The organism is Acinetobacter kookii, assembly GCF_900096895.1.
Lineage (GTDB): Bacteria > Pseudomonadota > Gammaproteobacteria > Pseudomonadales > Moraxellaceae > Acinetobacter > Acinetobacter kookii.
This window is the reverse complement of sequence record NZ_FMYO01000001.1, coordinates 681833-708526: the sequence shown is the minus strand read 5'-3', so window position 1 is coordinate 708526 and position 26694 is coordinate 681833. Positions and strand designations below refer to the sequence as shown.

Annotated in this window: 26 protein-coding genes, 1 tRNA gene and 1 pseudogene; 14 read left to right on the top strand and 14 right to left on the bottom strand. The window is 42.0% G+C overall.

Annotated elements, in window-relative coordinates; genetic code table 11:
* The first annotated feature begins 83 nt into the window (after positions 1 to 83).
* Together BLP85_RS03410 and lysS are read left to right on the top strand one after the other, a co-directional pair.
* Positions 84 to 521 (top strand): SRPBCC family protein, encoded by a 438-nt coding sequence (locus BLP85_RS03410; RefSeq protein WP_092818725.1) that lies wholly within the window; start codon positions 84 to 86, stop codon positions 519 to 521.
* Positions 522 to 645: 124 nt separating this feature from the next.
* Positions 646 to 2175 (top strand): lysine--tRNA ligase, encoded by a 1530-nt coding sequence (lysS, locus tag BLP85_RS03405; protein ID WP_092818724.1) that lies wholly within the window; start codon positions 646 to 648, stop codon positions 2173 to 2175.
* A 331-nt stretch (positions 2176 to 2506) separates the two neighbouring features.
* On the opposite strand, the gene trpS is transcribed toward lysS, so the two are convergent.
* Positions 2507 to 3520 carry a tryptophan--tRNA ligase gene (trpS, locus tag BLP85_RS03400; RefSeq protein ID WP_092818723.1) on the bottom strand — a complete coding sequence of 338 codons (1014 nt, stop codon included), beginning with the start codon at positions 3518 to 3520 and terminating at the stop codon, positions 2507 to 2509.
* Positions 3521 to 3718: 198 nt separating this feature from the next.
* Here trpS and BLP85_RS03395 point away from each other — a divergent pair, with 198 nt between their 5' ends.
* Both BLP85_RS03395 and ypfJ read left to right on the top strand, forming a co-directional pair.
* Positions 3719 to 4645, top strand: a complete 927-nt coding sequence (locus BLP85_RS03395; protein ID WP_092818722.1) for a DUF808 domain-containing protein — start codon at positions 3719 to 3721, stop codon at positions 4643 to 4645.
* Between the two features lie 49 nt (positions 4646 to 4694).
* Positions 4695 to 5600, top strand: coding sequence for a KPN_02809 family neutral zinc metallopeptidase (gene ypfJ / locus BLP85_RS03390; protein WP_092818721.1), 906 nt, complete (start codon positions 4695 to 4697; stop codon positions 5598 to 5600).
* A 47-nt stretch (positions 5601 to 5647) separates the two neighbouring features.
* Here the strand turns inward: ypfJ and BLP85_RS03385 are convergent, their stop codons facing one another.
* Complete coding sequence (locus BLP85_RS03385) at positions 5648 to 6205, bottom strand: hypothetical protein (protein WP_092818720.1); 558 nt, start codon at positions 6203 to 6205, stop codon at positions 5648 to 5650.
* 236 nt (positions 6206 to 6441) lie between these two features.
* Between BLP85_RS03385 and BLP85_RS03380 the strand changes: the two genes are divergently transcribed.
* Positions 6442 to 7941: a cation:proton antiporter gene (locus BLP85_RS03380; RefSeq protein ID WP_092818719.1), complete on the top strand. Its 1500-nt coding sequence runs from the start codon at positions 6442 to 6444 to the stop codon at positions 7939 to 7941.
* A gap of 81 nt (positions 7942 to 8022) precedes the next feature.
* Positions 8023 to 8358 carry an MGMT family protein gene (locus BLP85_RS03375; RefSeq protein WP_092818718.1) on the top strand — a complete coding sequence of 112 codons (336 nt, stop codon included), beginning with the start codon at positions 8023 to 8025 and terminating at the stop codon, positions 8356 to 8358.
* A 73-nt stretch (positions 8359 to 8431) separates the two neighbouring features.
* On the opposite strand, the gene BLP85_RS03370 is transcribed toward BLP85_RS03375, so the two are convergent.
* Positions 8432 to 8872 (bottom strand): universal stress protein, encoded by a 441-nt coding sequence (locus BLP85_RS03370; RefSeq protein WP_092818717.1) that lies wholly within the window; start codon positions 8870 to 8872, stop codon positions 8432 to 8434.
* Between the two features lie 323 nt (positions 8873 to 9195).
* On the opposite strand from BLP85_RS03370, the gene BLP85_RS03365 reads away from it, so the two are divergent.
* Positions 9196 to 10614, top strand: coding sequence for a KAP family P-loop NTPase fold protein (locus BLP85_RS03365; RefSeq protein ID WP_092818716.1), 1419 nt, complete (start codon positions 9196 to 9198; stop codon positions 10612 to 10614).
* On the opposite strand, the gene BLP85_RS03360 is transcribed toward BLP85_RS03365, so the two are convergent.
* The gene (locus BLP85_RS03360) at positions 10593 to 11231 is read right to left on the bottom strand and encodes a CatB-related O-acetyltransferase (RefSeq protein WP_092818715.1); all 639 of its coding nucleotides are present in this window, start codon (positions 11229 to 11231) and stop codon (positions 10593 to 10595) included. The two genes, BLP85_RS03365 and BLP85_RS03360, sit on opposite strands and share 22 nt — an antisense overlap.
* Positions 11232 to 11315: 84 nt before the next feature.
* A complete protein-coding gene (locus tag BLP85_RS03355) occupies positions 11316 to 11726 on the bottom strand; it encodes a RidA family protein (RefSeq protein WP_092818714.1) in 411 nt (136 codons plus the stop codon).
* Positions 11727 to 11865: 139 nt separating this feature from the next.
* Here BLP85_RS03355 and BLP85_RS03350 point away from each other — a divergent pair, with 139 nt between their 5' ends.
* Positions 11866 to 12453 carry a TetR/AcrR family transcriptional regulator gene (locus BLP85_RS03350; RefSeq protein ID WP_092818713.1) on the top strand — a complete coding sequence of 196 codons (588 nt, stop codon included), beginning with the start codon at positions 11866 to 11868 and terminating at the stop codon, positions 12451 to 12453.
* An 87-nt stretch (positions 12454 to 12540) separates the two neighbouring features.
* On the opposite strand, the gene greA is transcribed toward BLP85_RS03350, so the two are convergent.
* From greA to carA, 3 genes are all read right to left on the bottom strand, one after another.
* Positions 12541 to 13017: a transcription elongation factor GreA gene (gene greA, locus BLP85_RS03345; RefSeq protein ID WP_086196278.1), complete on the bottom strand. Its 477-nt coding sequence runs from the start codon at positions 13015 to 13017 to the stop codon at positions 12541 to 12543.
* 95 nt (positions 13018 to 13112) lie between these two features.
* Positions 13113 to 16343, bottom strand: coding sequence for a carbamoyl-phosphate synthase large subunit (carB, locus tag BLP85_RS03340; RefSeq protein ID WP_092818712.1), 3231 nt, complete (start codon positions 16341 to 16343; stop codon positions 13113 to 13115).
* Between the two features lie 13 nt (positions 16344 to 16356).
* Positions 16357 to 17496 (bottom strand): glutamine-hydrolyzing carbamoyl-phosphate synthase small subunit, encoded by a 1140-nt coding sequence (gene carA / locus BLP85_RS03335; protein ID WP_092818711.1) that lies wholly within the window; start codon positions 17494 to 17496, stop codon positions 16357 to 16359.
* Positions 17497 to 17808: 312 nt separating this feature from the next.
* Here carA and BLP85_RS03330 point away from each other — a divergent pair, with 312 nt between their 5' ends.
* On the top strand, positions 17809 to 18282 hold the full coding sequence (locus BLP85_RS03330; RefSeq protein WP_092818710.1) for a hypothetical protein: 474 nt from the start codon (positions 17809 to 17811) through the stop codon (positions 18280 to 18282).
* A gap of 137 nt (positions 18283 to 18419) precedes the next feature.
* Here the strand turns inward: BLP85_RS03330 and BLP85_RS03325 are convergent, their stop codons facing one another.
* Complete coding sequence (locus BLP85_RS03325) at positions 18420 to 18959, bottom strand: DOMON-like domain-containing protein (RefSeq protein WP_092818709.1); 540 nt, start codon at positions 18957 to 18959, stop codon at positions 18420 to 18422.
* A 9-nt stretch (positions 18960 to 18968) separates the two neighbouring features.
* Entirely contained in the window at positions 18969 to 19292 is a 324-nt protein-coding gene (gene yhbY, locus BLP85_RS03320) for a ribosome assembly RNA-binding protein YhbY (protein ID WP_092818708.1), read from the bottom strand.
* Positions 19293 to 19487: 195 nt separating this feature from the next.
* Here yhbY and rlmE point away from each other — a divergent pair, with 195 nt between their 5' ends.
* The 4 genes from rlmE to folP all read left to right on the top strand — a co-directional run bounded on the left by rlmE (position 19488) and on the right by folP (position 23819).
* Positions 19488 to 20138: a 23S rRNA (uridine(2552)-2'-O)-methyltransferase RlmE gene (rlmE, locus tag BLP85_RS03315; protein ID WP_092818707.1), complete on the top strand. Its 651-nt coding sequence runs from the start codon at positions 19488 to 19490 to the stop codon at positions 20136 to 20138.
* A 132-nt stretch (positions 20139 to 20270) separates the two neighbouring features.
* Positions 20271 to 22160 (top strand): ATP-dependent zinc metalloprotease FtsH, encoded by a 1890-nt coding sequence (ftsH, locus tag BLP85_RS03310; protein ID WP_092818706.1) that lies wholly within the window; start codon positions 20271 to 20273, stop codon positions 22158 to 22160.
* 107 nt (positions 22161 to 22267) lie between these two features.
* Positions 22268 to 22882, top strand: coding sequence for a GNAT family N-acetyltransferase (locus tag BLP85_RS03305; protein ID WP_092818705.1), 615 nt, complete (start codon positions 22268 to 22270; stop codon positions 22880 to 22882).
* Positions 22883 to 22961: 79 nt separating this feature from the next.
* A complete protein-coding gene (gene folP / locus BLP85_RS03300) occupies positions 22962 to 23819 on the top strand; it encodes a dihydropteroate synthase (protein WP_092818704.1) in 858 nt (285 codons plus the stop codon).
* 47 nt (positions 23820 to 23866) lie between these two features.
* Here folP and BLP85_RS03295 read toward each other — a convergent pair whose 3' ends face one another.
* Together BLP85_RS03295 and BLP85_RS03290 are read right to left on the bottom strand one after the other, a co-directional pair.
* Positions 23867 to 24421 (bottom strand): hypothetical protein, encoded by a 555-nt coding sequence (locus tag BLP85_RS03295; RefSeq protein WP_092818703.1) that lies wholly within the window; start codon positions 24419 to 24421, stop codon positions 23867 to 23869.
* A 31-nt stretch (positions 24422 to 24452) separates the two neighbouring features.
* Positions 24453 to 25198 (bottom strand): annotated as a pseudogene (locus tag BLP85_RS03290) (IS5 family transposase).
* A gap of 494 nt (positions 25199 to 25692) precedes the next feature.
* Here BLP85_RS03290 and BLP85_RS03285 point away from each other — a divergent pair.
* Entirely contained in the window at positions 25693 to 26007 is a 315-nt protein-coding gene (locus BLP85_RS03285) for a DUF5713 family protein (protein WP_092818702.1), read from the top strand.
* 26 nt (positions 26008 to 26033) lie between these two features.
* On the opposite strand, the gene BLP85_RS03280 is transcribed toward BLP85_RS03285, so the two are convergent.
* Together BLP85_RS03280 and BLP85_RS03275 are read right to left on the bottom strand one after the other, a co-directional pair.
* Positions 26034 to 26375 (bottom strand): hypothetical protein, encoded by a 342-nt coding sequence (locus BLP85_RS03280; RefSeq protein ID WP_092818701.1) that lies wholly within the window; start codon positions 26373 to 26375, stop codon positions 26034 to 26036.
* A 157-nt stretch (positions 26376 to 26532) separates the two neighbouring features.
* Positions 26533 to 26618, bottom strand: a tRNA-Leu gene (locus tag BLP85_RS03275).
* Positions 26619 to 26694: the final 76 nt, after the last annotated feature.

Genomic DNA, 26694 nt, shown 5'->3' with positions numbered 1-26694 from the left:
GTATTCAATAACAAAATCTGGCTAGGATGTAAAAAATAGTTTCGCTACTTTTGTGGAGAGCATATTTCTGAGTTGACGACGCTATGGAAAAATTAAGCTATGAAATTTTAATTGCAGCCACACCCCAAAAAGTATGGCAGGTGTTATGGGAGCCGGAGAGTTATAGTCAATGGACGTATTATTTTTCTCCCGGTTCCATCATTCGTTCGGATTGGAAAGTCAACGGTAAAACCTTGTTCCTGGATGCTGACAATAATGGCATGGTCGCTACCATTGAGCAGCTGGAAGAGTTGAAAGTGGTGATCTTTAAACATTTAGGTATGCTTCGTAAGGGTGTTGAAGATTTGCATAGTGAAGAAGTTAAAAAATGGAAGGGTGCTTTAGAGAAATATGTTCTGGAGCAGGTAGATGGAAAAACCAGACTCAGCGTGGAAGTGGATACTTCTCAGGAATATCGGGAAATGATGGAAAACGGGTTTAAAAAAGGCTTTGAGATTGTCAAACAGCTTGCCGAAGCTTAGCCAGATAAAATAAAGCAAGCTGTTTTAGCAAATCCGTGCATTTGTAGGGTAATAAGTCATTCGAAATTTGTACTAAATCTGCTATGCTATGCAACTTCCGTTTTTACACATATTTGAGGCAGAGATGACGCAACATAACGCTCAATCGACTTCTGAACAACACATTTCCGAAAACGATTTAATTGCACAGCGTCATGCCAAGTTAAAGCAGATTCAAGACCAAGCAAAAGAAACTGGTATTAGCCCATGGCCAAACGCGTTTAAGCGTGAGCACTATGCACAAGATTTACAATTGCAATTCGCTGAAAAATCTAAAGAAGAAATTGAAGCTGGCGAAAAGGTTTATGTAAAAGTTGCAGGCCGCGTAATGTTGAACCGCGGTTCATTCATCGTGATTCAGGACATGACTGGCCGTATCCAGCTGTATGTTGCACGTAAAGAACTGGCACCTGAAGTACTGGAAACTATCAAGAGCTTAGACCTGGGTGACATCATTGCCGTTGAAGGCTACATCGGCCGTTCCGGTAAAGGTGATTTGTATGTCCATATTGAAAAATTTGAACTTTTAACTAAGTCACTGCGCCCGCTTCCAGACAAGTTCCATGGCTTGACCGATACTGAAGTGAAGTACCGTAAACGTTATCTTGACCTGATCGTTAACGAAGAAACCCGTAAAACGTTTGAAATTCGTGCCAAAGTGGTTTCAGGAATTCGTGCCTATTTAAGCAATGAGCGTTTCATGGAAGTGGAAACGCCAATGATGCATGTAATTCCAGGCGGTGCGTCTGCGCGTCCATTTGAAACCCATCATAATGCATTGGACATGCCATTGTTCTTGCGTATTGCACCTGAACTATACCTGAAACGTTTGGTGGTTGGCGGTTTTGAGCGTGTATTCGAGATTAACCGTAACTTCCGTAACGAAGGGGTTTCGACCCGCCATAACCCGGAATTCACCATGATCGAATTCTATCAGGCGTATGCAGACTATAAAGACTTGATGGCTTTAACTGAAAATATGCTTGAGAAACTGGCGCTAGACATCCTGGGTACAACTGACGTTCCTTATGGTGATGAAGTGTATAGCTTCAAAGGTCCATTCAAGAAAATTTCCATGTTCGATGCCATTCTTGAGCATAACCCGCAATTCACGCCTGAAAATGTCTCTGACCGTGAATTCCTGGCTAAATTTATTCAGGAAGAACTGAAAGAACAGGTGAAACCTGGTTTTGGCCTGGGTAAACTTCAAACCATCGTCTTTGAAGAAACCGTTGAAACCAAACTGCGTCAACCGACATTCATTACCGAATATCCAGCGGAAACTTCTCCATTGGCGCGTCGTAATGATGAAAATCCGCATATTACGGACCGTTTTGAATTCTTCATTGGTGGCCGTGAGCTGGCCAATGGTTTCTCGGAATTGAATGACCCGATTGACCAGGCAGAGCGTTTCCAGGCGCAGGTGGCTGAAAAAGATGCCGGTGATGATGAAGCCATGCACTATGATGCAGACTTTATTGAAGCGCTTGAATACGGGCTTCCTCCTACAGCAGGTGAGGGGATTGGTATTGACCGTTTAGTCATGATCTTTGCCAATGCACCAAGTATCCGTGACGTGATTTTGTTCCCGCATATGCGTCATAAACATGCATAAGTTGTGAATGTGAAAAAACCCGCTTCATGCGGGTTTTTTTATGGATAGAAACTCATGCTTACCTGAAATCAGGCAAAAAAATACGCAATGATTGGGGTGATCATTGCGTAGAACAACGAATCTGTTTGCACAGTTCGGTTAAGGAGAATGTTAGAACTATGACAGCTCTAAGCATTGGAATCATAATAAAATGAACGCAGAGTCATTTCATGATGTTTTGAGTAAAGTTGTGTTAATTCAGGTTAATAACCATGAGTAAGTGTGACATGTTGCACATTTATCATCTATAAAAAAGCCCTTCAACAACGAAAGGCTTTTCATGAATCAGGCTTTAGAAATGGAACATACCCAAACCTGATTTGATTTCGTCCAGGGTTTGCTGGGTAATGTCACGGCACTTATCCGTACCCGTTTTCAAGATATCCATGATGTAGTCTGGGTCTTTCTGTAATTCCATACGACGTTCACGAATAGGGCCGATCAGCTCTTTTAAAATGCTTTCCAGGCGTTTTTTCACGGTGCCATCGCCTAAACCGCCACGACGATAATGTGCTTTTAACTCTTCCAGTTCTTCTTTATTGGTATCGAAAGCATCTAAATAGGTAAATACCACGTTGCCTTCCACCTGGCCCGGATCTTCAATACGCAAGTGATTTGGGTCGGTATACATGGCATTCACGGCTTTTTTGATGTCCTTGTCAGAAGCATCCAGCACAATGGTATTGCCTAAAGACTTCGACATTTTAGCTTTACCATCAAAGCCAGGTAAACGACCGACATTTGAAAGCAGGGCCTTGCATTCAGGTAAAATCTCGTGACCGATCTGGCGGTTTAAACGGCGCACGACTTCGTTGGTCTGTTCGATCATTGGAATCTGGTCTTCACCTACCGGAACGACTGTTGCTTTGAACGCGGTAATGTCAGCGGCTTGTGCAACCGGATAGCACAGGAAACCTGCCGGAATATCACGCTCGAAGCCACGCATCTGAATTTCAGACTTAATGGTCGGGTTGCGTTCCAGACGGGACACAGTGACAAAGTTGAGATACAGCATGGTCAGTTCATTCAATGCCGGCAAGCAAGACTGAACACAAATCGTCGTTTTGGTTGGGTCAATGCCCACCGCCAGGTAATCGGTTGCCACTTCAATAATGTTGCGACGTACTTTTTCAAAGTTATCGGCATTGTCGGTTAACGCTTGAGCATCAGCAAGAAGGAGATGTTGATGGTGAGAATCCTGTAAACCTACGCGTGAACGTAAAGAACCCACAAAATGACCTAAATGAAGTTGTCCGGTTGGGCGGTCGCCAGTCAAAATAACAGGACGATTGTCTTGATTACTCATTATCTCTCTATTCCAAAGTAGTGAACACTACATACTTATATGCTGATGTATTGCGCTATTGTACGGCATAATGTTTTTGAATGTCAGGCACTATAAAAACAGATCATTGAAAAAATAAGAACAATTTAATGATGTTGATACAGTTTTTTTAAATATTTATCTTTAAAATGCAAGATAGAGACTTTAGGGATAACAAGAATGGCGAGCAGCTTATTAATATTATTAGATGATATTGCGACTGTTTTAGACGACGTTGCGGTCATGAGCAAAATGGCGGCAAAAAAAACCGCAGGGGTGTTGGGTGATGATCTGGCACTCAATGCCCAACAGGTGAGTGGCGTACGTGCGGAACGGGAACTGCCTGTGGTGTGGGGCGTGGCCAAAGGTTCTTTTGTGAATAAACTGATTCTCGTGCCTCTGGCCTTGCTGATTAGTGTGGTCGCGCCGTGGCTGATCAATCCCTTATTAATGATTGGCGGTCTGTTTCTATGTTATGAAGGGGTAGAAAAAGTACTGCACAGTTTGCAGCATAAAAAAGCCACGACTCAGGAAGCGGCTGAAGCTGAATTCAATGCCATTGAAAGCGATTTGGCTAAGTTTGAGAAAGAAAAAATCAAAGGTGCGATCCGTACCGATTTTATTTTGTCTGCTGAAATTGTGGTCATTTCACTGGGCACAGTTGCGACGGCTGCTTTCGGTACCAAAGTCATGGTGCTTTCCGCGATTGCAATTTTCATGACGGTTGGGGTGTATGGCTTTGTTGCCATGATTGTCAAAATTGATGATCTGGGATTGTACCTCACCGACCAGGCATCGAGTTTCAAGCAAAGTGTCGGACGCGGTTTGCTGGCTTTTGCTCCTAAACTAATGAAAACTTTGACCATTGTCGGAACCATTGCCATGTTCCTGGTGGGTGGCGGGATTATTGCCCATACCATTCCATGGTTTCATCATTTCACCGAAGATTCTGTCGATTATGTACAACACCTTCCTGCAATGGGCAATATTATTGGTGCAGTGACTCCGACTTTAATTAATCTGGCGATTGGTTTTGTCGCCGGCTTATTGGTGTTCATTGTGATTGCAATCATTCAAAAGATGAGGCCGAAATCAAAGCAGGCATAATCCCAAGGCTGGCTAGATAAGCTGAAAGCAAACTATAAGGAATCTCACTATGCGCTGGAAAGGACGTCGTATCAGTACCAATGTGGAAGACCGTCGTGGTGGAGCCGGAGCTAAAGCAGGTGGCATCAGTATTTTAGGCCTAGTGGTGGCTTTTGTGGCCTGGAAGTTTTTTGGAGTCGATCCTCAACAGGCTTATCAGGCCACTAAGCAGGTGACATCACAGTCACAGCCGGCTGAAACCAGAGGTCTGGAGAATCCAACCCCGGAACAGCAGGAAGCCATGGATTTTGTCGGTACCGTATTGGCGGATACCGAAGATACCTGGTCGCAAGTGTTTCAGCAGCAGCTTAATGCGCAGTATGTCGCACCCAAACTGGTGATGTTTAATGGCATCGTGGATTCGGGCTGCGGTACCGCACAATCTGCCATGGGACCTTTCTATTGCCCTTCAGACCAGAAAGTGTATATCGATACAGCTTTCTTTAAGGATATGCGTCAGCAGATGGGCATATCCGGTGAGCAAAACAGCACAGAATTGTCCCGCCAGGATCAGGCAGGTGATTTTGCCCAGGCCTATGTGGTGGCACATGAAGTAGGCCATCATTTACAGACGCTACTGGGTATTTCAGCCCAAGTGCAAAAAGCCCGTGTCCAGTCGAGCGAAGTGCAAGGCAATCAGCTTTCCGTGCGTCAGGAATTACAGGCAGACTGTTTTGCCGGGATTTGGGCGCATCACAACCAGCAACGAACCCAGTTCCTGGAGCAGGGCGATATTGAAGAAGCCATGGATGCAGCGCATAAAATTGGTGATGACTATTTACAGAAACGTGCGACCGGACAGGTAGTACCCGATAGCTTTACCCATGGCAGCAGCCAGCAGCGCATGAAATGGTTTGAAACCGGTTTGAAATCAGGGAATATCAACGATTGTGATACTTTCAATCAAGCCATTTAAATGGAAATGAAGTATTAAAAAAGAGGATATTAAATCCTCTTTTTTTGTTAACCATGCATAAATTTTTTAAAGTTTCGGATAATTCGAATCGATACATACAGGGCTGCCAATGCAAACAGGGTCATGCTAAACAGGTGGTATTTTAAATCTGAAATGTCAGCCTGATAAAATTGCTGAATTTGCGGTTTGGAATAAGACCACTGCTGCTGCTTCCGGGTCAGGCTATCTTGATAACTGACTTGCTGGATATAATGTTGTTGACCAATTTTTAATAGGTCTAATTGCCGGATTTGTCGGGTATGGGACTGGTTATATGCATCGGTACAAATATCTTGCAGATAATGCTGGCAGTTTAACTTGGCAATATAACCATTCTGGGCAATCACAATATAAATAGCCTGATCCGGGCGTTGGTTATTGGAAACCAGAACCAGTTGTTTGTCAGGTGTGGAGGTGAGTGAAATCTGTTTTGCTTGCTGAAAAGCTTGATCGGCTTGCAGAATTTCCTGGCTTTTTGAAAAAACACTTAAAAATAAAGCCACGGTAATCAGAAAAATGATCCCTGCAAAAAAAAGCCGAAATATGGTTTTAACTGTTTGATGCATGCTTGAATTCAACTGAATAGGGAGAAAAATAAAAGAAACGGGGGATGCGAAATAGACCGATCTTGGACTATGTTAAATCATTGCTAAAAATATGTAAAAAAACTTAACTATTTTGTAGAGCGCTGAAAAAATGGTTAAACTCATTCGGTGAATAAATGTTATTGAATTAAATATTTACTTGGAAATGGTCGGACGCATTCGCTTTATTCCAATGAATAGCTCAAATTGGAACTTTAATGGGAAATTTCTTTTTTCTTCAAGTCTTTACAGTTATTTTTGCGCTTTCAATTGCAACGACTATTTTTAATAAGCGTATTTTAGGTTTCCCGCAGGCGATAGGTGTACCGATTGTTTCGGCAATTTTCGTTTTTATTTTGCAGTGGGGAGCCAGCCTGCTCAATGGTAACCAGTTTATTACCATTAATATTCATAATATTGAAGAAGCGGTCCGTCATATTGATTTCTATGACTTTTTAATTAATGGCGTGATCTGTTTTATTCTGACATCTTCCGCTTTGAAATTTAAAGTGTCCGATTTAAAAAGCCACTGGAAGCCGATCAGTATCTTGGCCAGTATTGCACTGGTGCTTTGTGCGGTCTTTTTTGGTGTCACTTTATATGGCTATCAATTCCTGACCGGTAAGCATGTCGATTTACTGGTACTTTTACTGTTAGGCGCTGCCTTGGGGGCAACGGACCCAATCGGGATTAAAGGCGTTCTCAGTTCAGTACGTGCGCCGCATCACCTGATGGTCAAGCTGGAAGGTGAGTCGCTGTTTAATGATGCCATGTGTATCGCCTTATTCATGACATTGTTGTATGTATTGCAGGGTGAACATTTTACCATTATAGGTACTTTGCAAACCTTGCTTTACGAGATTGTGGTTGCCGTGATTATTGGCTGGGGCTTTGGTCTGGGCATTTTAAGATTGCTTCGTGGCAAACACGAAATGGAATCTTTGATTTTAACCACGGCATTGCTGGCCTGTGGTTCATATTTGGTGGCTTTATTTGCCCATGCCTCTGCACCCATTGCCTGTGTGATTGGCGGATTGGTGGTGGGGAACAAGTGGAAGGAAATTTTACAGGAACGTGAAATTCGTGAGGTCAACCATTTCTGGCATACCGTTGAAGGAATTATCAATTCCTTCTTGTTTACCTTGATTGGCCTGGAACTGTTTATTCTGGATTTAAGCATCAGCCTGATTCTGGGCGGTATTGTGGCGTTCTTTATTCTGCATGCTTCACGTTTTGCCGCAAATTATCTGTCATTTGCCTTTTTCCCTAGTTTTCGAAACAAAAGCTATAACGGAAGTCTGGCCATTTTATCTTGGGGCGGGGTACGTGGCGGAATCTCGCTTGCCTTGATTCTGGCAGTCGCAAATATTCCTGAACTCAGTGAGTACAGCAGTATCCTGGTAGGCTATACCTTTATTGCCGTTTTACTTTCCGGCGTAGTTTGCGGACTGGGTTTACCTGCGGTCATGAATGCCTTTTACTACAACCCGAATGAAGAAACCGCAGGGTTTAAAGGGTGGTATCAACGCATGTGCCATAAAATGAACCGTAAAGGTTTCCAGTATATTGTCGGTGAAGATGCCAACGGCAATGAAACCATTACCGTATATAACCCGGATGCCTTAATTGATGAAAAAGCCGAAGATGGTGTTGCAGTCATGCATAATCCAGAGAAAGTACAGGTCGTGAAGCGTTTGGAAAGTCCGGATAATTTCTAAGCCTAAAACACGGATAAAAGAAGCTCATAACGGGCTTTTTTATGGCTCGAAAGTTTCAATGAGATGATTTAAGGACCTGATATGCCAGAATATTCAAGTCGTTCTACGGATGAGTTAGCGCGCCAAATTCTGCAAGTGGTTGCCTTAATTCCATATGGAAAAGTGGCTTCATACGGGCAAATTGCCAAGCTGGCGGGCTTGCCCAAACATGCACGTTTAGTGGGTTATGTACTAAAGCATCTGGATGCAAAGGCGGAAATTCCCTGGCATAGAGTCATCAATTCTCAAGGAAAAATTAGTCTAGGCAAACTGGATGATCAGGGTGAAAATATCCAGCGCGTAAAATTACTGGCAGAGGGGGTAATGGTGATTGGAGATAAAATTAATCTAAAACAATATCAGTGGAACAACAGTTGATAAAAGATGGGCATTATGGGAATCAAATTTTCCCACCTTTAGTTTAGATAAAGATGGGAAATATAAGGGGATATTATTCGCGGACAATCAGTACAGGAATATGTGATTCTCCGAGTACACTCTGAGCCACGCTACCCAGGAACAGTTTTTTCAGACCTGTACGGCCATGTGAACCAATAATGATTAAATCGGCATGGCTGTCTTCAGCAGCTCTCACAATTTCACGATGAATGACTTGTCCTTCAAGAAGTTTAGTTTCCACTTCAAGACCTTGTTCGTTGAATTTTGCCTTTGTTGCAGCAAGAGACTCAACAACTGCATTACGTGCACGTTCAATCAAGTCGTTGGTTTGATTGGCAGAAATGTATTCTGCTGCAATGTAGGGGTCAAGTGCCAAAACTTGAACTACGGTGATTTTGCTGCCAAATGCTTTTGCAAATTCAGCTGCTTTAGCTACTGCAGCATAAGCTGTTTCTGAACCGTCAACTGGTACTAAAATATTTTGATAAGACATGTGTATTTCTCCTTATAATCCTTACTAAAACGTATCACATCAAGACTATGATTTTTTGTTCAATAAAAGCGTTTGAAATTTGATACTAGCTGTATTTCTATTAAAATAAAACCTAGTAATTTCATAGGGATAATTTAATCCCAAAAACAATTTTATAATTTAATCTATCATGATTTTGTTTGAAAACTAGCGGGCTTAAAACTAAAGTCTGAGGAAATTGTAAGCATATTTTTTATTTGCAACTATATGTAAAAATAGATATGAACAGTTCTTTAAAATTGTCCTATTATAAGTGTAGTAACTTATTAATAATGAATTAAAAAATGAATGAAACAGATCAGTTAAATTGGCAACGTGATAATTTTGAAAACGACTTTGAAGCTTGGGAAGGTGATCTTTGGGATAGAAAACGTCTTGGTATTCAACTCACAAACTATGTAGATCGGTTGCAATGCGGAGCTGTATTGGCTTTAGATGCACGGTGGGGTGAAGGGAAAACGTGGTTTGTTCGGCATTGGGCTAAACATTTAGATGATACAAATCATAATGTGATTTATTTGGATGCTTTTGCGAATGATTTTTTGGATGATCCTTTTTTAACAATTGCAGCAGAGATTAGCCAAGCTTTTAAGAATTCTGATGAAATTGGTATTGAAGAGGTTAATGACTTTAATTCAAAGACTGCCTCAGTTTTAATTTCATTAGCTGCAATTCTGCCAGTGATAGCTGCCAAAGCGGGACTGCATTGGATCGGGCTTGGTGGGGTAGGAGAAGCTTGGCAAGAAGTATATAAAGAGGGGAAAGAAGTTTTCGATACAGTCAGTGATGAAATATCAGTTAAAGTAAAAGAACAAATAGAAAAGAAAATTGAAAATCATCATATAGAAAAGCAAACAATTCAAGATTTTAAAAAAGAACTAGCCGAACTTGCTGCTCAATTAGAAAAACCTTTAGTTTTTATAATCGATGAACTTGACCGTTGTCGTCCTGACTTTGCGATTCGTTTAATTGAAAGAATTAAACATTTCTTTGATATTCCTAAGATTGTATTTGTTTTAGTTATGGATAAGGCTCAATTTTCAAAAGTCGTATGTCATAACTATGGGTATGATGAAAAGATTGGTGAAGAGTATTTAGATAAGTTTATTGATTTTACAGTGGGATTAAATTCATTAGCTCCTGGCTTAATGGATCATTTTAAAATAAATATACATAGTACATTTAAAAATTTAGGAATAGATTTAAACGATCAAGATCTTAATGGTTGCATAGAACTTATAGACTTCTATGTGAAAGAAAAAAAATTATCAAAGAGAGCAATTTTGAAGTTAGCAAGTCAGTTTGCATTACTCTATTCGACTAGTTTTGATAGTAATAAAAATCAGCTATTAATAATGTTTTTATTAAATCCTGCATTTCTCTTAAAAAGTAATACTTCTTTGGAGTTACTTAAAATTTTATTAGAGCAAATGAATAATTATGTTGAATTGCACAAAGGTGATTTTGAAAAATACCATGGAGAAAATTATAGAGCTGATAGTCCTCTTACAGTATTAATGAGAAAAGCAAATTTCTTTCAAGACGAACTTGGAATCTTAATTTTTATTCAATTAGTTGAATATTATGAGCAGTTGGTTAACTCACAGAAAAGGTTTAGCGTTGTATCAGTCCGAAACCTTAGACCAACTGATAATAAAGATTTTCATAGTGGTTGGAAGAACTATATATTCGGAGGAATTTGATTTTTCAAAAATGCTCTTAATAAGTCAATATCCTCAGTCTGCAACTGCTCACGCATCTTTAAAAACTGCTTTTCATCTAAATCATAGAGTTTAAGTGAAAGCAGTTTTTCGATATCTTCCTGTGGAAAGCGGTATTTAATAATTTTCGCAGGTACGCCACCAACTACTGCATAAGGCGGCACGTCTTTTGTGACCACTGCACCTGTTGCCACAACTGAACCTTCACCCAGCTTAACGCCTTGCATAATCATGGCACGTGAGCCAATCCAGCAGCCATCGCCAATAATGGTATCGCCGGCAGGCACAAAACTACGGGTATCGAACGGAAACGCTGAAATCCAGTCGGTACGGTGTAATTGGTTGCCACCCATCATAATTACGCATTCAGCGCCAAAACAGACAAAGTTGCCGATATAAAGCTGATCAATTGGCTTGTCTGGCGTGGCAGGCTTGTCATGCAGGTAACGCACCACACAACGTTCAAAACCCTGATCCCAATAAGCTGAGTAATAGCTGTAATTGCCCTTGATATGAATGTTTGGATTCTTCACCGTTTTCGAGATGAATTCGAATTCACACCAGTGATTCACAGGGGAATTAATTAACTTTTCAGACATAAAAAGTACAACTTAAAGGAATAAGGCATTATAACCAATTGAGTTGATGTCGTGCGTCCTTCATCCCTATCAAAAAATAAATCGCTAGGCTGAAGTGTTTGCAGGAAGGCCTGGAATACGTGCAATGACTTTAATTTCAAAATCAAAACCTGCAAGCCAATTTACACCAATTGCTGTCCAGTTTGGATAAGGCTTTTGCGTAAACACCTGATTTTTAACTTTCATGATGACTTCAAATTGCTGTTCAGGGTTGGTATGAAAGGTGGTGACATCGACAATATCATCGAAAGTACAACCAGCCGCAGCGAGTGTATGGTTAAGATTCTGAAATGCCAATTTCACCTGTTTCTCAAAGTCAGGTTCAGGACTGCCATCCTCACGGCTACCAACCTGACCTGATACAAAGAGTAAATTTTCCGATTTAATGGCTGCAGAGTAGCCATGCTGTTCATACAGGGCATGGCGGTCTTGGGGAAATATTGCAGTTCTAGTCATGTTTATTCTCATTCAATATCTGGTTTAAAAGTAGAGTTAAAAGCAGCTTTGCTTTTCACATACGCCTCGTATGTAAACATAATTGACATACGGTCCGTATGTCAATTAAAATTTTTGTGATGATGAGGTAATCAAAACAATGTCTGTTCGTGAACAAAAAATGGCGGAAACCCGCAAAAAACTCATAGAAGTCGCGCGCCGTGCCTTTGCTGAATATGGCTATGCAGACACCTCAATGGATAAACTCACGGCAGAAGCAGGGCTGACCCGTGGTGCGCTGTACCATCATTTTGGAGATAAACGCGGCTTGTTTGCTGCTGTGGTCGATCAAATTGATTCAGAAATGGCTTCATCTGCCCAGCAGCATTTGGAGCAACCTGAAGATCTTTGGGAAGGGTTGATGCTTGAAGGGCAAACCTATATTGAAAATGCCTTGAATCCTGAGTTTCAGCGGATTGTATTACGCGACGGGCCTGCAGTACTGGGTGATCCTGCACATTGGCCAAGTCAAAACAAATGCTTGCAGTCTACCCGTGAATGCGTAGAACAGTTATTGGCAGCAGACCGAATTAAAGCAGTGGATTCTGAAGCGGCAGCCGTATTTTTAAATGGGGCAGCCATGAATGCAGCACTTTGGGTGGCTTCTAGCGAGCATCCTGAGCAGGTATTGCCAGAAGCATTACATGCCTTCCAACTCTTTGCATCCGGATTCTTAAAAGAAGGATAGAGCAGGGGTGTTGATAATCAATTGTCTGGGTATAAAAAACCCCTCAATCGAGGGGTCTTAAAGCCTGAAATATCTATTTAAAACTTATTAGATGTATTCAACTTTCACAATTTCGTATTCAACTTCGCCTTGCGGTGTTACGATTTTCACTTCGTCGCCTTCGTTTTTACCCAACAGGCCACGTGCGATCGGAGAGTTCACTGAAATCTTGTTGATCTTAAAGTCGGCTTCATCATCGCCAACAATTTTATAAGTCTTTTGTTCTTCAGTGTCGATATTTTCAATCGTTACGGTTACCCCAAAAACCACACGACCGTTTTGCTCAAGTGTTTTTACATCAATTACCTGGCAAGCACCGAGTTTACCTTCAATGTCCTGAATACGGCCTTCACAAAAACCTTGCTGTTCACGCGCTGCGTGGTACTCTGCATTTTCTTTCAAGTCCCCATGTTCGCGTGCTTCCGCAATTGCGGCAGTAATACGCGGACGGTCAATACTTTTTAGTTGATGTAATTCTTTCTCCAAGGCAATCTTGCCTTCAGGAGTCATAGGATAACGTTGCATTGTTGTCCCTCTAAGTTAAATTAAAAAAAATACAGGTGGTTTATAAATAAAAAAAGCCCGCCACCGAGAGGTGACGGGACTTCTCGGTAACTTAATTAACCTTTGGTAAGGTCTTGCAAGCGGTAAACATCCATCGGCAATTTAATTGCTAAAGCTTGGCATACAGCATCTGCACCATTCAAAGTTGTTGTGTGATACACCTTACCTTGAAGCGCAGAGCGGCGGATCGAGAATGAATCCTGCTGAGCTTGTTTGCCTTCAGTTGTATTGATAATGAGGTGAATCTCGCCATTTTTCAAGCGGTCAACAATATTTGGACGGCCTTCAGTTACTTTATTCACACGTTCACATTCAATACCTGCTGCTTTAATCACGTCATACGTGCCGCCAGTTGCAAGAATCTTGAAGCCGAAACCAGCTAACTGCTTCGCAATACCTGCAGCGCGAGGCTTGTCAGAGTCACGAACAGAGATGAATGCATGCTTCACTTCACCTTCGGTTGGAAGGCCAGGTAAGCGTTCATTCGCGCCAAGTACAGCTTTGTAGAATGCTTCACCGAATGTTTTACCAACACCCATCACTTCACCTGTAGATTTCATCTCAGGCCCAAGGATTGGATCAACACCAGGGAATTTGTTGAATGGGAACACTGCTTCTTTTACGGAGAAGTGTTCAGGAATAATCTCTGAAGTGAAACCTTGCGATTCTAGAGATTGGCCTGCCATACAACGTGCAGCAACTTTCGCTAAAGATTCACCGATACACTTGGAAACGAATGGAACTGTACGTGATGCACGCGGGTTCACTTCCAGGATGTAAACGTCTGTACCTTTAACCGCAAACTGTACGTTCATTAAACCTACAACGCCAAGTTCTTTTGCCATTGCGATGGTTTGACGACGCATTTCATCTTGAATTTCATCAGATAACGAATACGGAGGAATCGAACATGCTGAGTCACCAGAGTGAATGCCGGCTTGTTCAATGTGCTGCATGATACCGCCAATCACAACGTCTTTACCGTCAGATACGCAGTCTACGTCAACTTCGATTGCATCATCCAGGAAGCGGTCAAGAAGTACAGGCGCTTCGTTCGATGCCTGAACCGCATCACGTAAGTAGCGTTTCAATTCTTCGTCGTTGTATACGATTTCCATCGCACGACCGCCAAGAACGTAAGAAGGACGTACCACAAGCGGGTAGCCAACTTTCGCTGCTTCAGCCATACCTTCTTCAGCAGATTTTACGATGCTGTTGTTTGGTTGACGAAGTTGCAGACGTTGAATCATTTGTTGGAAACGTTCACGGTCTTCTGCACGGTCAATTGCGTCAGGCGATGTACCGATAATTGGCGCACCCGCTTCTTCTAAAGCACGAGCCAGTTTCAGCGGAGTTTGACCACCGTACTGAACGATAATGCCTTTAGGCTTCTCGATACGTACGATTTCAAGTACATCTTCAAGCGTAATCGGTTCGAAGTACAAACGATCTGAAGTGTCATAATCCGTCGAAACAGTTTCAGGGTTACAGTTCACCATGATGGTTTCGTAACCGTCTTCACGCATTGCAAGGGCCGCGTGTACACAGCAGTAATCGAATTCGATACCTTGACCAATACGGTTAGGACCGCCACCGATCACCATAATCTTGTCTTTAGTAGACGGATTCGCTTCACACTCTTCATCGTAAGTTGAATACATGTAAGCTGTATCAGATTCGAATTCTGCAGCGCATGTATCTACACGTTTGTACACTGGGGTTACGCCCAGGTTCCAACGGTGTTTACGGAATTGCTTTTGCGAAATGCCCATCAGGTTCGCAATGCGAAGGTCAGATAAACCTTTGCGTTTGAATGAACGGATATTGTCCGCATTCAAGTCACCAAAACCTAAAGTTTTGATTTGGTTTTCAGTTTTGATGATGTCTTCGATTTGAATCAAGAACCAACGGTCGATTTTGGTCGCCTGGAATACATCTTCTAAAGAGAAACCGTGACGGAATGCGTCAGCCACATACCAGATACGCTCTGGACCTGGAACGCGAAGTTCTTGAAGAATCTTCTCACGCGCGCCTTCAGTGCCGACTTCGATTTTTTCATCAAAGCCAGTTGCACCCACTTCAAGACCACGAAGTGCTTTAGATACAGACTCCTGGAAGTTACGGCCAATCGCCATTACTTCACCTACAGATTTCATCTGAGTTGTAAGTGTAGCGTCAGCTTGAGGGAACTTCTCAAAGTTAAAACGAGGAATCTTCGTTACAACGTAGTCAATTGCAGGTTCGAATGATGCTGGAGTTGTACCGCCAGTGATGTCGTTTTTCAACTCATCAAGGGTATAACCCACAGCCAGTTTCGCAGCGATTTTCGCAATCGGGAAACCAGTTGCTTTTGATGCCAATGCAGATGAACGTGATACACGCGGGTTCATCTCGATCACAACCATGCGGCCGTCTTTCGGGTTAATACCGAACTGAACGTTTGAACCGCCAGTTTCTACACCAATTTCACGTAAAACAGCTAAAGAAGCGTTACGAAGTAACTGGAATTCTTTATCCGTCAATGTTTGCGCAGGAGCAACAGTGATGGAGTCACCTGTATGCACGCCCATTGGGTCAAAGTTTTCAATGGTACATACAATGATACAGTTGTCGTTTTTGTCACGAACAACTTCCATTTCGTATTCTTTCCAGCCAATTAAAGATTCATCGATCAATAATTGTTTGGTTGGAGAAAGGTCGAAACCGCGTTCACAGATTTCAATGAATTCCTCGCGGTTGTACGCGATACCGCCGCCTGAACCACCCATAGTGAATGACGGACGGATAATGACCGGGAAGCCAAAGCGGGCTTGAATTTCAAGCGCGTGTTCCATTGACTCAGCAACGTCAGCTTTTGGACATTCCAGACCAATTTTACGCATTGCTTGGTCAAACAGTTTACGGTCTTCGGCTTTTTCGATGGCTTCTTTGGTCGCACCGATCAATTCAACATTGAATTTTTCTAAAATTCCATGCTCATCAAGAGCAAGGGCACAGTTCAATGCTGTTTGACCGCCCATTGTAGGAAGAACAGCATCTGGGCGTTCTTTTTCAATGATCGCTGCAACAGTTTGCCAGGTGATTGGCTCGATGTAAGTTGCGTCTGCCATCGCAGGGTCAGTCATAATGGTCGCTGGGTTAGAGTTCACCAGAATAACACGGTAGCCTTCTTCACGAAGGGCTTTACATGCTTGAGCACCTGAGTAGTCAAACTCACATGCCTGACCGATGACAATCGGGCCAGCACCAATAATTAAGATGCTTTTAATGTCTGTACGTTTAGCCATGATGCTTCCTTAATTACTTCTTAGATGCTTCGATAAGTTCGATGAAATGATCGAACAATGGTGCGCAGTCATGTGGACCAGGGCTTGCTTCAGGATGACCCTGGAAGCTGAACGCAGGTTTGTCTGTGCGATGCATACCTTGTAAGGTTTGGTCGAACAATGATTTGTGCGTTGCTTTCAAGTTAGCCGGTAGCGTATCTGTATCTACTGCGAAGCCGTGGTTTTGGGAAGTAATCATCACTGTACCATCTTCAAGATTTTGTACGGGATGGTTGGCACCATGGTGACCGTGAGGCATTTTCACTGTCTTGGCACCGCTTGCAAGTGCAAGAATCTGGTGACCTAAACAGATACCAAATACTGGAATTTCTGTTGTTTCTACAATTGTTTTTACAGCTTCAATTGCGTAATCACATGCAGCTGGATCGCCAGGACCGTTCGATAAGAACACGCCATCCGGATTCAGTGCAAGTACGTCAGCAGCAGGAGTTTGCGCAGGCACAACAGTCAATTTACAACCGCGGTCTGCAAGCATACGTAAGATGTTGGTTTTGACACCGTAATCGTATGCAACAACATGGAATTTAAGTTCTGGTTGGGAGAAGCCTTTACCAAGTGCCCAAGAACCGGTCGTCCATTCGAAACCTTCAGGGTCACAGCATTCTTTTGCAAGGTCTAAACCATTAAGACCACCAAAAGCACGAGCTTTCGCTAAAGCTTCTTCTTCTGTAACGTTTTCGCCAGCAAGGATACAACCATTTTGTGCACCTTTAGATCGCAGAATACGCGTTAACTTACGGGTATCAATGTCTGCGATAGCGACAACATTGTGTTGTTTAAGGTAATCATCAAGTGATTGTTCAGCACGGAAGTTGCTATGCAATAAAGGCAGGTCACGAATGATCAATCCGTTGGCCCATACTTTATGAATTCGACCTGACTCAGCGTCTTCTTCGTTACAACCTGTATTGCCAATATGTGGGTAAGTGAGGGTGACAAGTTGCTGTGCATAACTCGGGTCAGTCAAAATTTCTTGATAGCCAGTCATGGCAGTGTTGAAAACGACTTCACCAGTCGTACTACCCGATGCGCCAATTGAAGTACCTTTAAAAATAGTACCATCGGCAAGGGCTAAAATTGCTGGGGTGCTCAAACCAAAGCTCCTGAAATTTAGGCTGTAAAAAAGCGAGTAGACGAAAAAAAAGGAAGGTTATTATAAAACCTACCCTCCCTCTGTCTGCTCGCTTGAACTTAACACGGCATTATACGCAGAAAGCCTTTTAAAGTCCATTTAATTTACTAGGAATATGTAAGATAAATGCCTTGTCTTTTGCTGAGAACTCTGTATGAGCATCTGTGTATATAAAATGTAAGCAAATTAGAATTGTCTGACAAATCAAAACTTAAATTTTATCAAAACCGAATACGCTAGGTTTCTCATGTAATAACTATTAGGAAAAAGATCATGACAGTAGAACAAAAGCCGGTAAAAGCAAAAACTACATTAAAAGAGGTAGTTGCAGAAGGTGCGGACAAATTGGAACTCGCGTCTAAAGAGGCACAGCAGAAAGTGAAAGAAGCAGTGACTGAGTCGACTGAAAACGTAAAAACTGAAGCGAAGGAGGTACAGGCAAATGTTCAGGAGCAGATTCAAAGTTTAAAACAGGACCTTTTTCAGCGTATTGAAGCCATTAAAAAGCAATTGAGTTTTTCACCGAAAGATTTGGCAGAGCTGAAAGAATTCGTAAAAGCTGAATTGACGGCAGTCATTGAAGACTTATCGAAAATGGGTAAAGAGTTAAAAGAAGATGTCAGCCAAATTTCAGTCAAACATAAAGATCATCTGACTGAAACCTTAAAACGTTCTAAAGAACATACTTTAGATGTGTGGAAAAAGGTCTCAGTGAAGTCTGAAGATGAACCTACTTTAAAAAGCTGATAGAGAGCTAGATAAATCTGCTGATCTAGGGGCGAGGAAGGGCGCTATGCCAGTTTTCCTAAATGACACCTTGAAAAAATAAAAAAGTGAGGTACGTTGCCTCACTTTTTTATTGCTTCAATATTGCTTGCTATGCCTTAGAACTGATGCAGCCAATCCCGCTTGTTGTGAAAGTCTGCATTGGGACTGCTGTGTTGCATTGCATAATATTGCTCGCCTTGCGAAGTTTTAAGTACAGCAGTTAAGCCCAAGAACAAATCTGACCATTGTAATTTGTGCTTTAACATGAACTCGGTTAAGTCCAGGCTTACATTTAAACCATAATGGGTGCGTTTGAGCTGGTTGAGTTCAATGTCATCGGCGGCTTGAGGTGGCATATCTTCCGGATAGCGATATTCTTCAAACTGATAGGCCTGCCAAGCCTGGGAAGGAGAGAGGTTGATTTCACGATAGAAATCCTCTCCCTGCACGCCTATAAAAATTTCAAAACAGGTGTGTTCCCATAAAAAATCCTGACGCGGATAATCTGGAACCAGTTCAGGCCATTGCATAAGCTGATTGGGGTCGCGCAACCAGTAGCCAATATTCAAGGTATAAGGGCTTTGTTGTTCAATCGCAGCAACCAGGGAGATCGATTGAAAGCGACGATCAAAGGCGCTAAGTTCGTAACTTGCCATGAAATCTGCTTAGTTCGATAAATGAGCGTGACGAACCAGGTTGGATAATTTGGCATTCTGTTTTGCCGCTTTTTTATAAATCAGCGCAATTTTACCAATTTTTTGAACAACTTCAGCGCCAGTTTGAGCTGAAAGCTCTTCGATTAAAGAGGCGCGTTCTTCACGATCTTCAGCCACGATTTTCACTTTAATCAATTCGTGATCGTTTAAAGCGCGGTTTAGTTCTTCAACTACAGCTTCAGTCAAACCTTTATCGCCCAGCATAACCACCGGGTTTAATGCATGTCCGATTTGACGTAAACGTTTACGTTCCTGAATAGATAAAGCCGCCATAAAGATAACCTAATTTTAAAAACGGCTTAGTATAACAAATGCCAAGTTTAAACGCTTTATATTCTGTTGAAATAATCGATTTCAATTATTGAAAAAAACCTTTCAAAGATCGGATTTAGATACAGATGTATACTGCAAGGGATATGTTTTTCACGTACAATCACATATTAGAAGTTTTTTATTATTTAGAGAGTTATGGCGACACGCATTACCAACCAGAAGTTGTCAAAAAGTAGTCGAGAGTGGATGCGCGAGCATTTGGATGATCCTTTTGTAAAGAAAGCCCAAAAGGAAGGTTATCGTGCGCGTGCGGCTTATAAGCTTCTTGAAATTCAAGAAAAATACAAAATTATTAAACCGGGCATGACCGTCGTTGACCTGGGCGCAGCACCCGGCAGCTGGTCGCAGATTGCAGGTAAACTGGTCGGCGATAAAGGCCTATTGATTGCCTCCGATATTTTACCTATGGATGCATTGCCAGATGTAACCTTCCTGCAAGGCGACTTCCGTGAGGAAGAAGTTTTTGAAAAATTGTTAAATATTTTAAACGGACGGACTGTAGACGTTGTAATTTCGGATATGGCCCCCAATACATCAGGTAATAAGGCTGTAGATCAACCTCGCCAAATTTACTTGTGTGAACTGGCTCTAGATTTTGCCAACAAGGTTTTAGGACCTAAAGGCCAATTTGTAGTCAAGGTTTTCCAAGGCACCGGATTTGACGAATTCCGTAAACAAGTTGTAGATAACTTCGATGTATTGAAGACAGCAAAACCTGCTGCTTCACGTGCCCGTTCTAAAGAAGTATTTTTAATCGGGCAAGGTCGTAAGAAAGCTTCTAGATAAAGTTTACTTGCCAAGACGTTAAAAATTGTGCATTTTGTACATTTTTAAAATATTGCAAAGCTGATCTTCAGCTTAAATTAAGGTCACCCATTTGTGGGCATGATCAAATTAGATTGATATGGGAATAAAGCTTTGAGCGATCTCTTCAAGAATGCCGTATTGTGGCTGGTTATACTGGGTGTACTGATTCTGATTTTCAGTAACATCAGTGACCGCAATCAACCGACAGCAATGAATTATTCAGAGTTTGTTTCAGCGGTGAATGCTGGTCAAATTAAGCAAGTCACCATTGATGGCGAAAGAATTCGGGGTGAAAAAACAAACGGTTCAGAGTTTGAAAGCATTCGTCCTGCGGTTCAAGACCCGGAATTGATGCCAAACCTCATTAAACATAATGTTGTTGTAGAAGGGACTGCACCCCAACGTCAAGGTTTGTTGATGCAACTTCTTATCGCTAGCTTCCCTGTACTTTTGATCATTTTGTTATTCATGTTCTTTATGCGCAACATGGGTGGTGGTGCAGGTGGTAAAAGTGGTCCAATGAGCTTTGGTAAATCAAAAGCCAAAATGCTGTCAGAAGACCAGATTAAAGTGACATTTACCGATGTTGCCGGCTGTGACGAAGCTAAACAAGAAGTTGTTGAAATTGTAGATTTCTTGAAAGATCCATCTAAATTTAAACGTCTGGGTGCAAGTATTCCTAAAGGCGTGTTGATGGTCGGTCCTCCAGGTACGGGTAAAACCTTGCTGGCTAAAGCGATTGCGGGTGAAGCCAAAGTTCCGTTTTTTAGTATTTCCGGTTCTGACTTTGTTGAAATGTTTGTGGGTGTCGGTGCATCACGTGTCCGTGACATGTTTGAGCAGGCGAAACGACATGCACCATGTATCATCTTTATTGATGAGATTGATGCGGTCGGTCGTCACCGTGGTTCAGGTACCGGTGGCGGTCATGATGAACGTGAACAGACACTCAACCAGATGCTGGTAGAAATGGATGGTTTCGAAGGCAATGAAGGCATTATCGTCATTGCTGCAACCAACCGTGCCGATGTACTGGATAAAGCCTTGCTTCGTCCAGGCCGTTTTGACCGTCAGGTCATGGTAGGTTTGCCGGACATTAAAGGTCGTGAACAGATTCTGAATGTACATTTGAAAAAATTGCCTTCGCACACCGGTGTAGATGTGAAAGTGTTGGCTCGTGGTACACCTGGTTTCTCTGGTGCACAATTGGCAAACCTGGTAAACGAAGCAGCGTTATTTGCTGCACGTCGTAATAAGAACACCGTCGACATGCATGACTTTGAGGATGCAAAAGACAAGATCTATATGGGTCCTGAACGTAAATCGATGGTGCTTCGTGAAGAAGAACGTCGTGCTACCGCTTATCATGAAGCAGGTCATGCCATTGTGGCGGAAATCTTGCCGGGTACGGACCCTGTACATAAGGTGACCATTATGCCGCGCGGTTGGGCATTGGGTGTAACCTGGCAGTTGCCGGAACAAGATGCAATTAGTCATTACAAAGACAAAATGCTGAATGAAATTTCAATTTTATTCGGTGGTCGTATTGCAGAAGAAGTGTTCATTAACCAGATGTCGACTGGTGCTTCCAACGACTTTGAGCGTGCAACCAAAATGGCACGTGCAATGGTCACCAAGTACGGTATGTCTGACAAAATGGGCGTGATGGTTTATGAAGATGAAAACCAAAACGGCTTCTTTGGAAATGTAGGAAGCCGTACCATTTCTGAAGCAACCCAGCAACAGGTGGATGCTGAAGTTCGCCGGATTCTGGACGAGCAGTATAAAGTTGCTCGCAATATTTTGGAAAATAACAAAGAGATTGCGCATGCAATGGTAAAAGCGTTGATGGAATGGGAAACCATTGATCGTGACCAAATCCGTGACATCATGGAAGGTCGTGAACCACAACCACCTAAAGTTTATGTTGCTGAAAATCCGGTGATTGATGTAACACCAACAGATGGTCCTGCAACACCTCCACCATTGCCAGCAAGTTAAGATCTTTAAAAAAACCACCTTCGGGTGGTTTTTTTATATTTATTATTTTTATGACCTGGGCTTGGATGCTATGGTGTTTGGATAAAACCAATGAGTAAAAAACAAAAATGAATATACCTGTTTTAGAGTCCCGGATTTATCAGCTTGTTCTGGAGCCATTAACTTGGGCACATTTTGCAGATTTAGAAGTAGCATGTGCTGAAGGTGATTTAGGAGAAGTTTTATATAATTCGGTACCTTATTTGCACAATTTAAGAAACTATTTTACACAAGCATTTGAACAGCAAGCTAAAGATGAACGGATGGCTTTTGCGGTCATCGATATAAACTGTGGCCGTGCTATTGGAACCACCAGCTATCATGATATCAAACCTGAAATTCCGCGTTTCGAAATTGGCTATACCTGGTATGCTAAACGCTATCAACGCACTTACGTCAACCGGGTCTGTAAATATCTTTTATTACAACATGCTTTTGAACATTTAAATGCTCAGGTGATTGGTTTGCGTACGGATCACCTAAATGTTGCCAGCCAGAAAGCCATTGAAGGTATTGGTGCCAAACGGGATGGAATCATCAGATGTCATATGCTGCGCAAGGATGGCGTAACACTAAGAGATAGTTATATGTACAGCATTCTAAAAAGTGAATGGGTCGATGTAAAAGCCCTACTACAATCCAAACTGATGCAATATTCAGGCAAGAACGACTTCGAAATCTAGATCTTGTCCGGATTGAGCTTTGCTTTATTTAGCTATCCATAAGACAATATGAAGGTTATTGTGAATTAGGATTTAAATCATGCAGCTAAAGCCTTTACGACCACAGATCTGGACTTTTGGTCATTTAAAGCTGGACTTATCTCAGCCGCATGTCATGGGAATTCTAAACGTTACTCCGGATTCTTTTAGTGATGGTGGAAAGCATAATACGAAAGATCAGGCGGTAGCCAAAGCTCTGGAAATGATTGCGGATGGCGCCACCGTGATTGATATTGGAGGGGAGTCTACACGTCCGGGTGCAGCAGTAGTGGACATCGAGGAAGAAATCCGTCGCGTGGTACCAGTGGTAGAGGAGCTGACTAAACATGAGGTCATTATTTCAATTGATACCTCGGCGCCCGAAGTGATTAAAGCTGCAGTAAAAGCAGGGGCACATATCTGGAATGATGTGCGTGCGCTGACTCGCCCCCAGGCTTTGGAAACGGCAGCAGAATTGAATATTCCCGTGATTATTATGCATATGCGTGGTGAGCCGACCACGATGAATAATCTAGATCAATATAATGATGTAACGGCTGAGGTGATTGCAGAGCTGCAACAACGGGTTAATGATGCATTACAGGCAGGGGTGAAGCCGGAAAACATCATGATTGACCCAGGCTTTGGTTTTGCCAAAAATGCTCAGCAAAACCTAAAATTATTAAATGAGTTTTATAAATTAAATGATATGGGATATCCCATTTTATCTGCACTTTCCCGGAAGCGCTTTATCGGTGAAGCACTGGGTGGGGCAGATGCTCAAAATCGGGCTATGGGTTCTGTTGCTGCTCATTTATTCAGTATTCAACAGGGTGCATGCATGGTGCGAGCGCATGATGTCAAAGCCATGAGTGATGCCATTAAAGTATGGCAGGCCATGACTCATCTGGATATCTAACTAAAAAAGCTCGATCCGGCATCGGGCTTTTTTGCTTGCAGTGGTCATTACTTTCCTTGATGCTCAAGTGAGGAATGGTGAACCACTATTCGTAATTTACCTGCATTATCTTTTACAAATTTCCAGCTTTTGTCTACAGTCGTCACTTCACCATTCTTATTGGTAAAGTGAACTTTAGATAAAGTACTTGCACTGTCAGTCGATATATTTATCGCTGCGTTATCGACTTCGCATTTTTGCCAGCCACCGAGTGCGAAACCTTTGTCATTGGGAAAATTGGGATTTCCGCCTACGAAATAGGACAAAGCTCCATCTTTTGTGGTTCTGAAGGTGTGTGGATTTGTGGTTAATGTGGGTTTGAATAAAACAGGGCCATTCTGATAAAAATATGCATCATCAATTACCTTGCTGGCCAGGTCATTTGCTGCCTGTTTTCCGTATTGATCATAGCTTGCACTGATATCGAGTAAAGCTTTACACCAGGCTTGCTGTGCGGCTATGACTTCAGGTTCGGAAATCATATTTTTTTGAGTATCTTTTGTCGAGGTGGTAGAGCAGGCTGCGAATGTGATTCCAAGAAATGTAACTAAAATAGCTTTCATAACATTTCCCTGTAGAAATTAGGGCGTGTCATCAATTAAGCCATATCATGATTGAGGCAAGGTAGATCGCTGACAGGAAGTTTTGAGCCAATTTATCATAGCGCGTAGCAATACCTCGATACTGCTTGAGCTTGGCGAAGAAATTCTCGATCAGATGTCTTGCCTTATAAAGATGTTGGTCATAATCACGCTGATCAATCGCGTTACTTTTGGACGGCATCACAATCTGACCATTGATGTTATGGATTGGATCAATCACCCGATCCTTGGAATTGTAGGCTTTATCCATGAGCCAAGTCTGACTTAACGATAAGTCCAGCAGCACATCAGCGCCATTTAAGTCGAGCCTGCCCGGCAGTGAGATAAAATCCTGTTGGGTTGCCTAAAGCATCAGTACGGGCATGAATTTTGGTACTTAAGCCACCTTTACTGTGTCCGATCGCCTGTTCTTTTTTTTCCGGCACTGTGTTGATGAGCGCGCACAATGGTTGAGTCCAGCATGGCATATTCATTATCACTTTCATGTGATAGAACTTCAAAAACTTTCTGCCATACGCCTGCTTTAGCCCAACGGCTAAAGCGAGTGTGCATGACTCTAAAATCCCCAAAGCGTTCTGGTAAGTCTCGCCATGGAATACCTGAACGATACCGATACAATACTGCTTCAACAAATAGCCTGTTGTCTTTGGCAGTTACTCCAACAGTACTCGTTCGTCTGGGCAACAGATCCTTAATCTGTTCCCACTGATCATCTCTTAATGCATAGTGTTTAGTCATGAAAAAATAATGAGGACAGATTAGATTTTCTCAAGCTAATTGATGACAGACCCTAGGTTTTTATTTTATAAAGTGAAATTTATTTAAGTCCTAGTCATGCTATCGAATAAATCGAAAACTCAACCAAACCTTTACATAAAATTAAAAAATAAATCATGGCTTTATTTATTTGGGTAGGATGGGTTTAAGTGTTATTTAAAATGCTATAGACCTAAAAATTCAGCACTGTAATGAAAACAAGCAATTAAGGCGTAGAGAGAATTAGCTCATATTTTAAAAATGCTTGATATGATTTTTTTTCTCATTTGCTGCGGTGTATTTTGTTTTCCACTCAGCATTGTCAATAGGGCAGCTCATCAATCTGATTTAATTGCCCTTAAGAAATTTGCATAAAAAAGAACTGGGTTAAATCGCCTTTCTATAGTGGCGTTTGGTAATTTTGTTGCTTTGTGTTATACAAGCTCGCTTTAATGCATGTCTTTTTTGAGTGTTGTATGTTTGAAGATTTACTTCTCCCGATGTTTGATGATGAATATTATCCCGATATTCTTGTGGCTGAAGTCAAGCAGGCCATAAAACAGTTTGCAAAGAAGGTAGAAAAACCTGATTTATCTGAAGGTGAAATTTATCATTATGCTGCCGAAACAGTGGTTTTGATTAATAAGATGAAACCGCAGTTTGAAGATCTTGACTCGTCACTGGATGACACCGCAGCCGATTATATTGCTGAAGCCATGATGATGGTGGTGCAAGATCACGGTTATATGGATATTGAAATGGAAGAACTGGTATCGAATAGAGAGTGGTAAGTCACTCTCTATTTGTTAGTTTATGTCTAAAGTTTAGCTGAATTAGACAATAGATCGCTTAAATGGCAACTTGCCTGGATATGAATTTCTGCTATCCCATCTACCATCAAATGAAATTTCTCGTTTTCACTATACGCTCTTGCTCTGAGATTGAGCCAAAAGAACGGATCTTGTCGCAGTAAACTTCTAATCCGCTTTTCATCTTCCGGATGATTAAAATGAAGGGGATAGGAATACTTCGCTAAAGTACAATGATTTAAAACAAGTTGTCCCTGATTTTCGCGAACGGTACCAGAAAATAAATCATAGACCTCTTGGGCTTGGGAATTTTCAACAGCTTCTATTGCGTGAGTCAAGGTTGTGCTCATTAATATCAACAGGCTGATATACAGCCGGCAATGCATTTTAAATCGTTTCATTTTTATTCTGTCTTTTTTATTGGTTTACTATGATTGAATGATTCAGGCATAAAAAAACCAGCTTATCGCTGGGTCTTTTATTGCACCATTTTAAATAGTATTAAAATGGTGCCCGAGGCCAGACTCGAACTGGCACGCTTTGTGGGCGGGGGATTTTAAATCCCCTGTGTCTACCGATTTCACCACTCGGGCATGTGCGCCATAATAGTGGAGGAAATAAAACTTGGCAAGTGCCTTTGCATGTATTTGCTTTCTTTTCAATCAATTC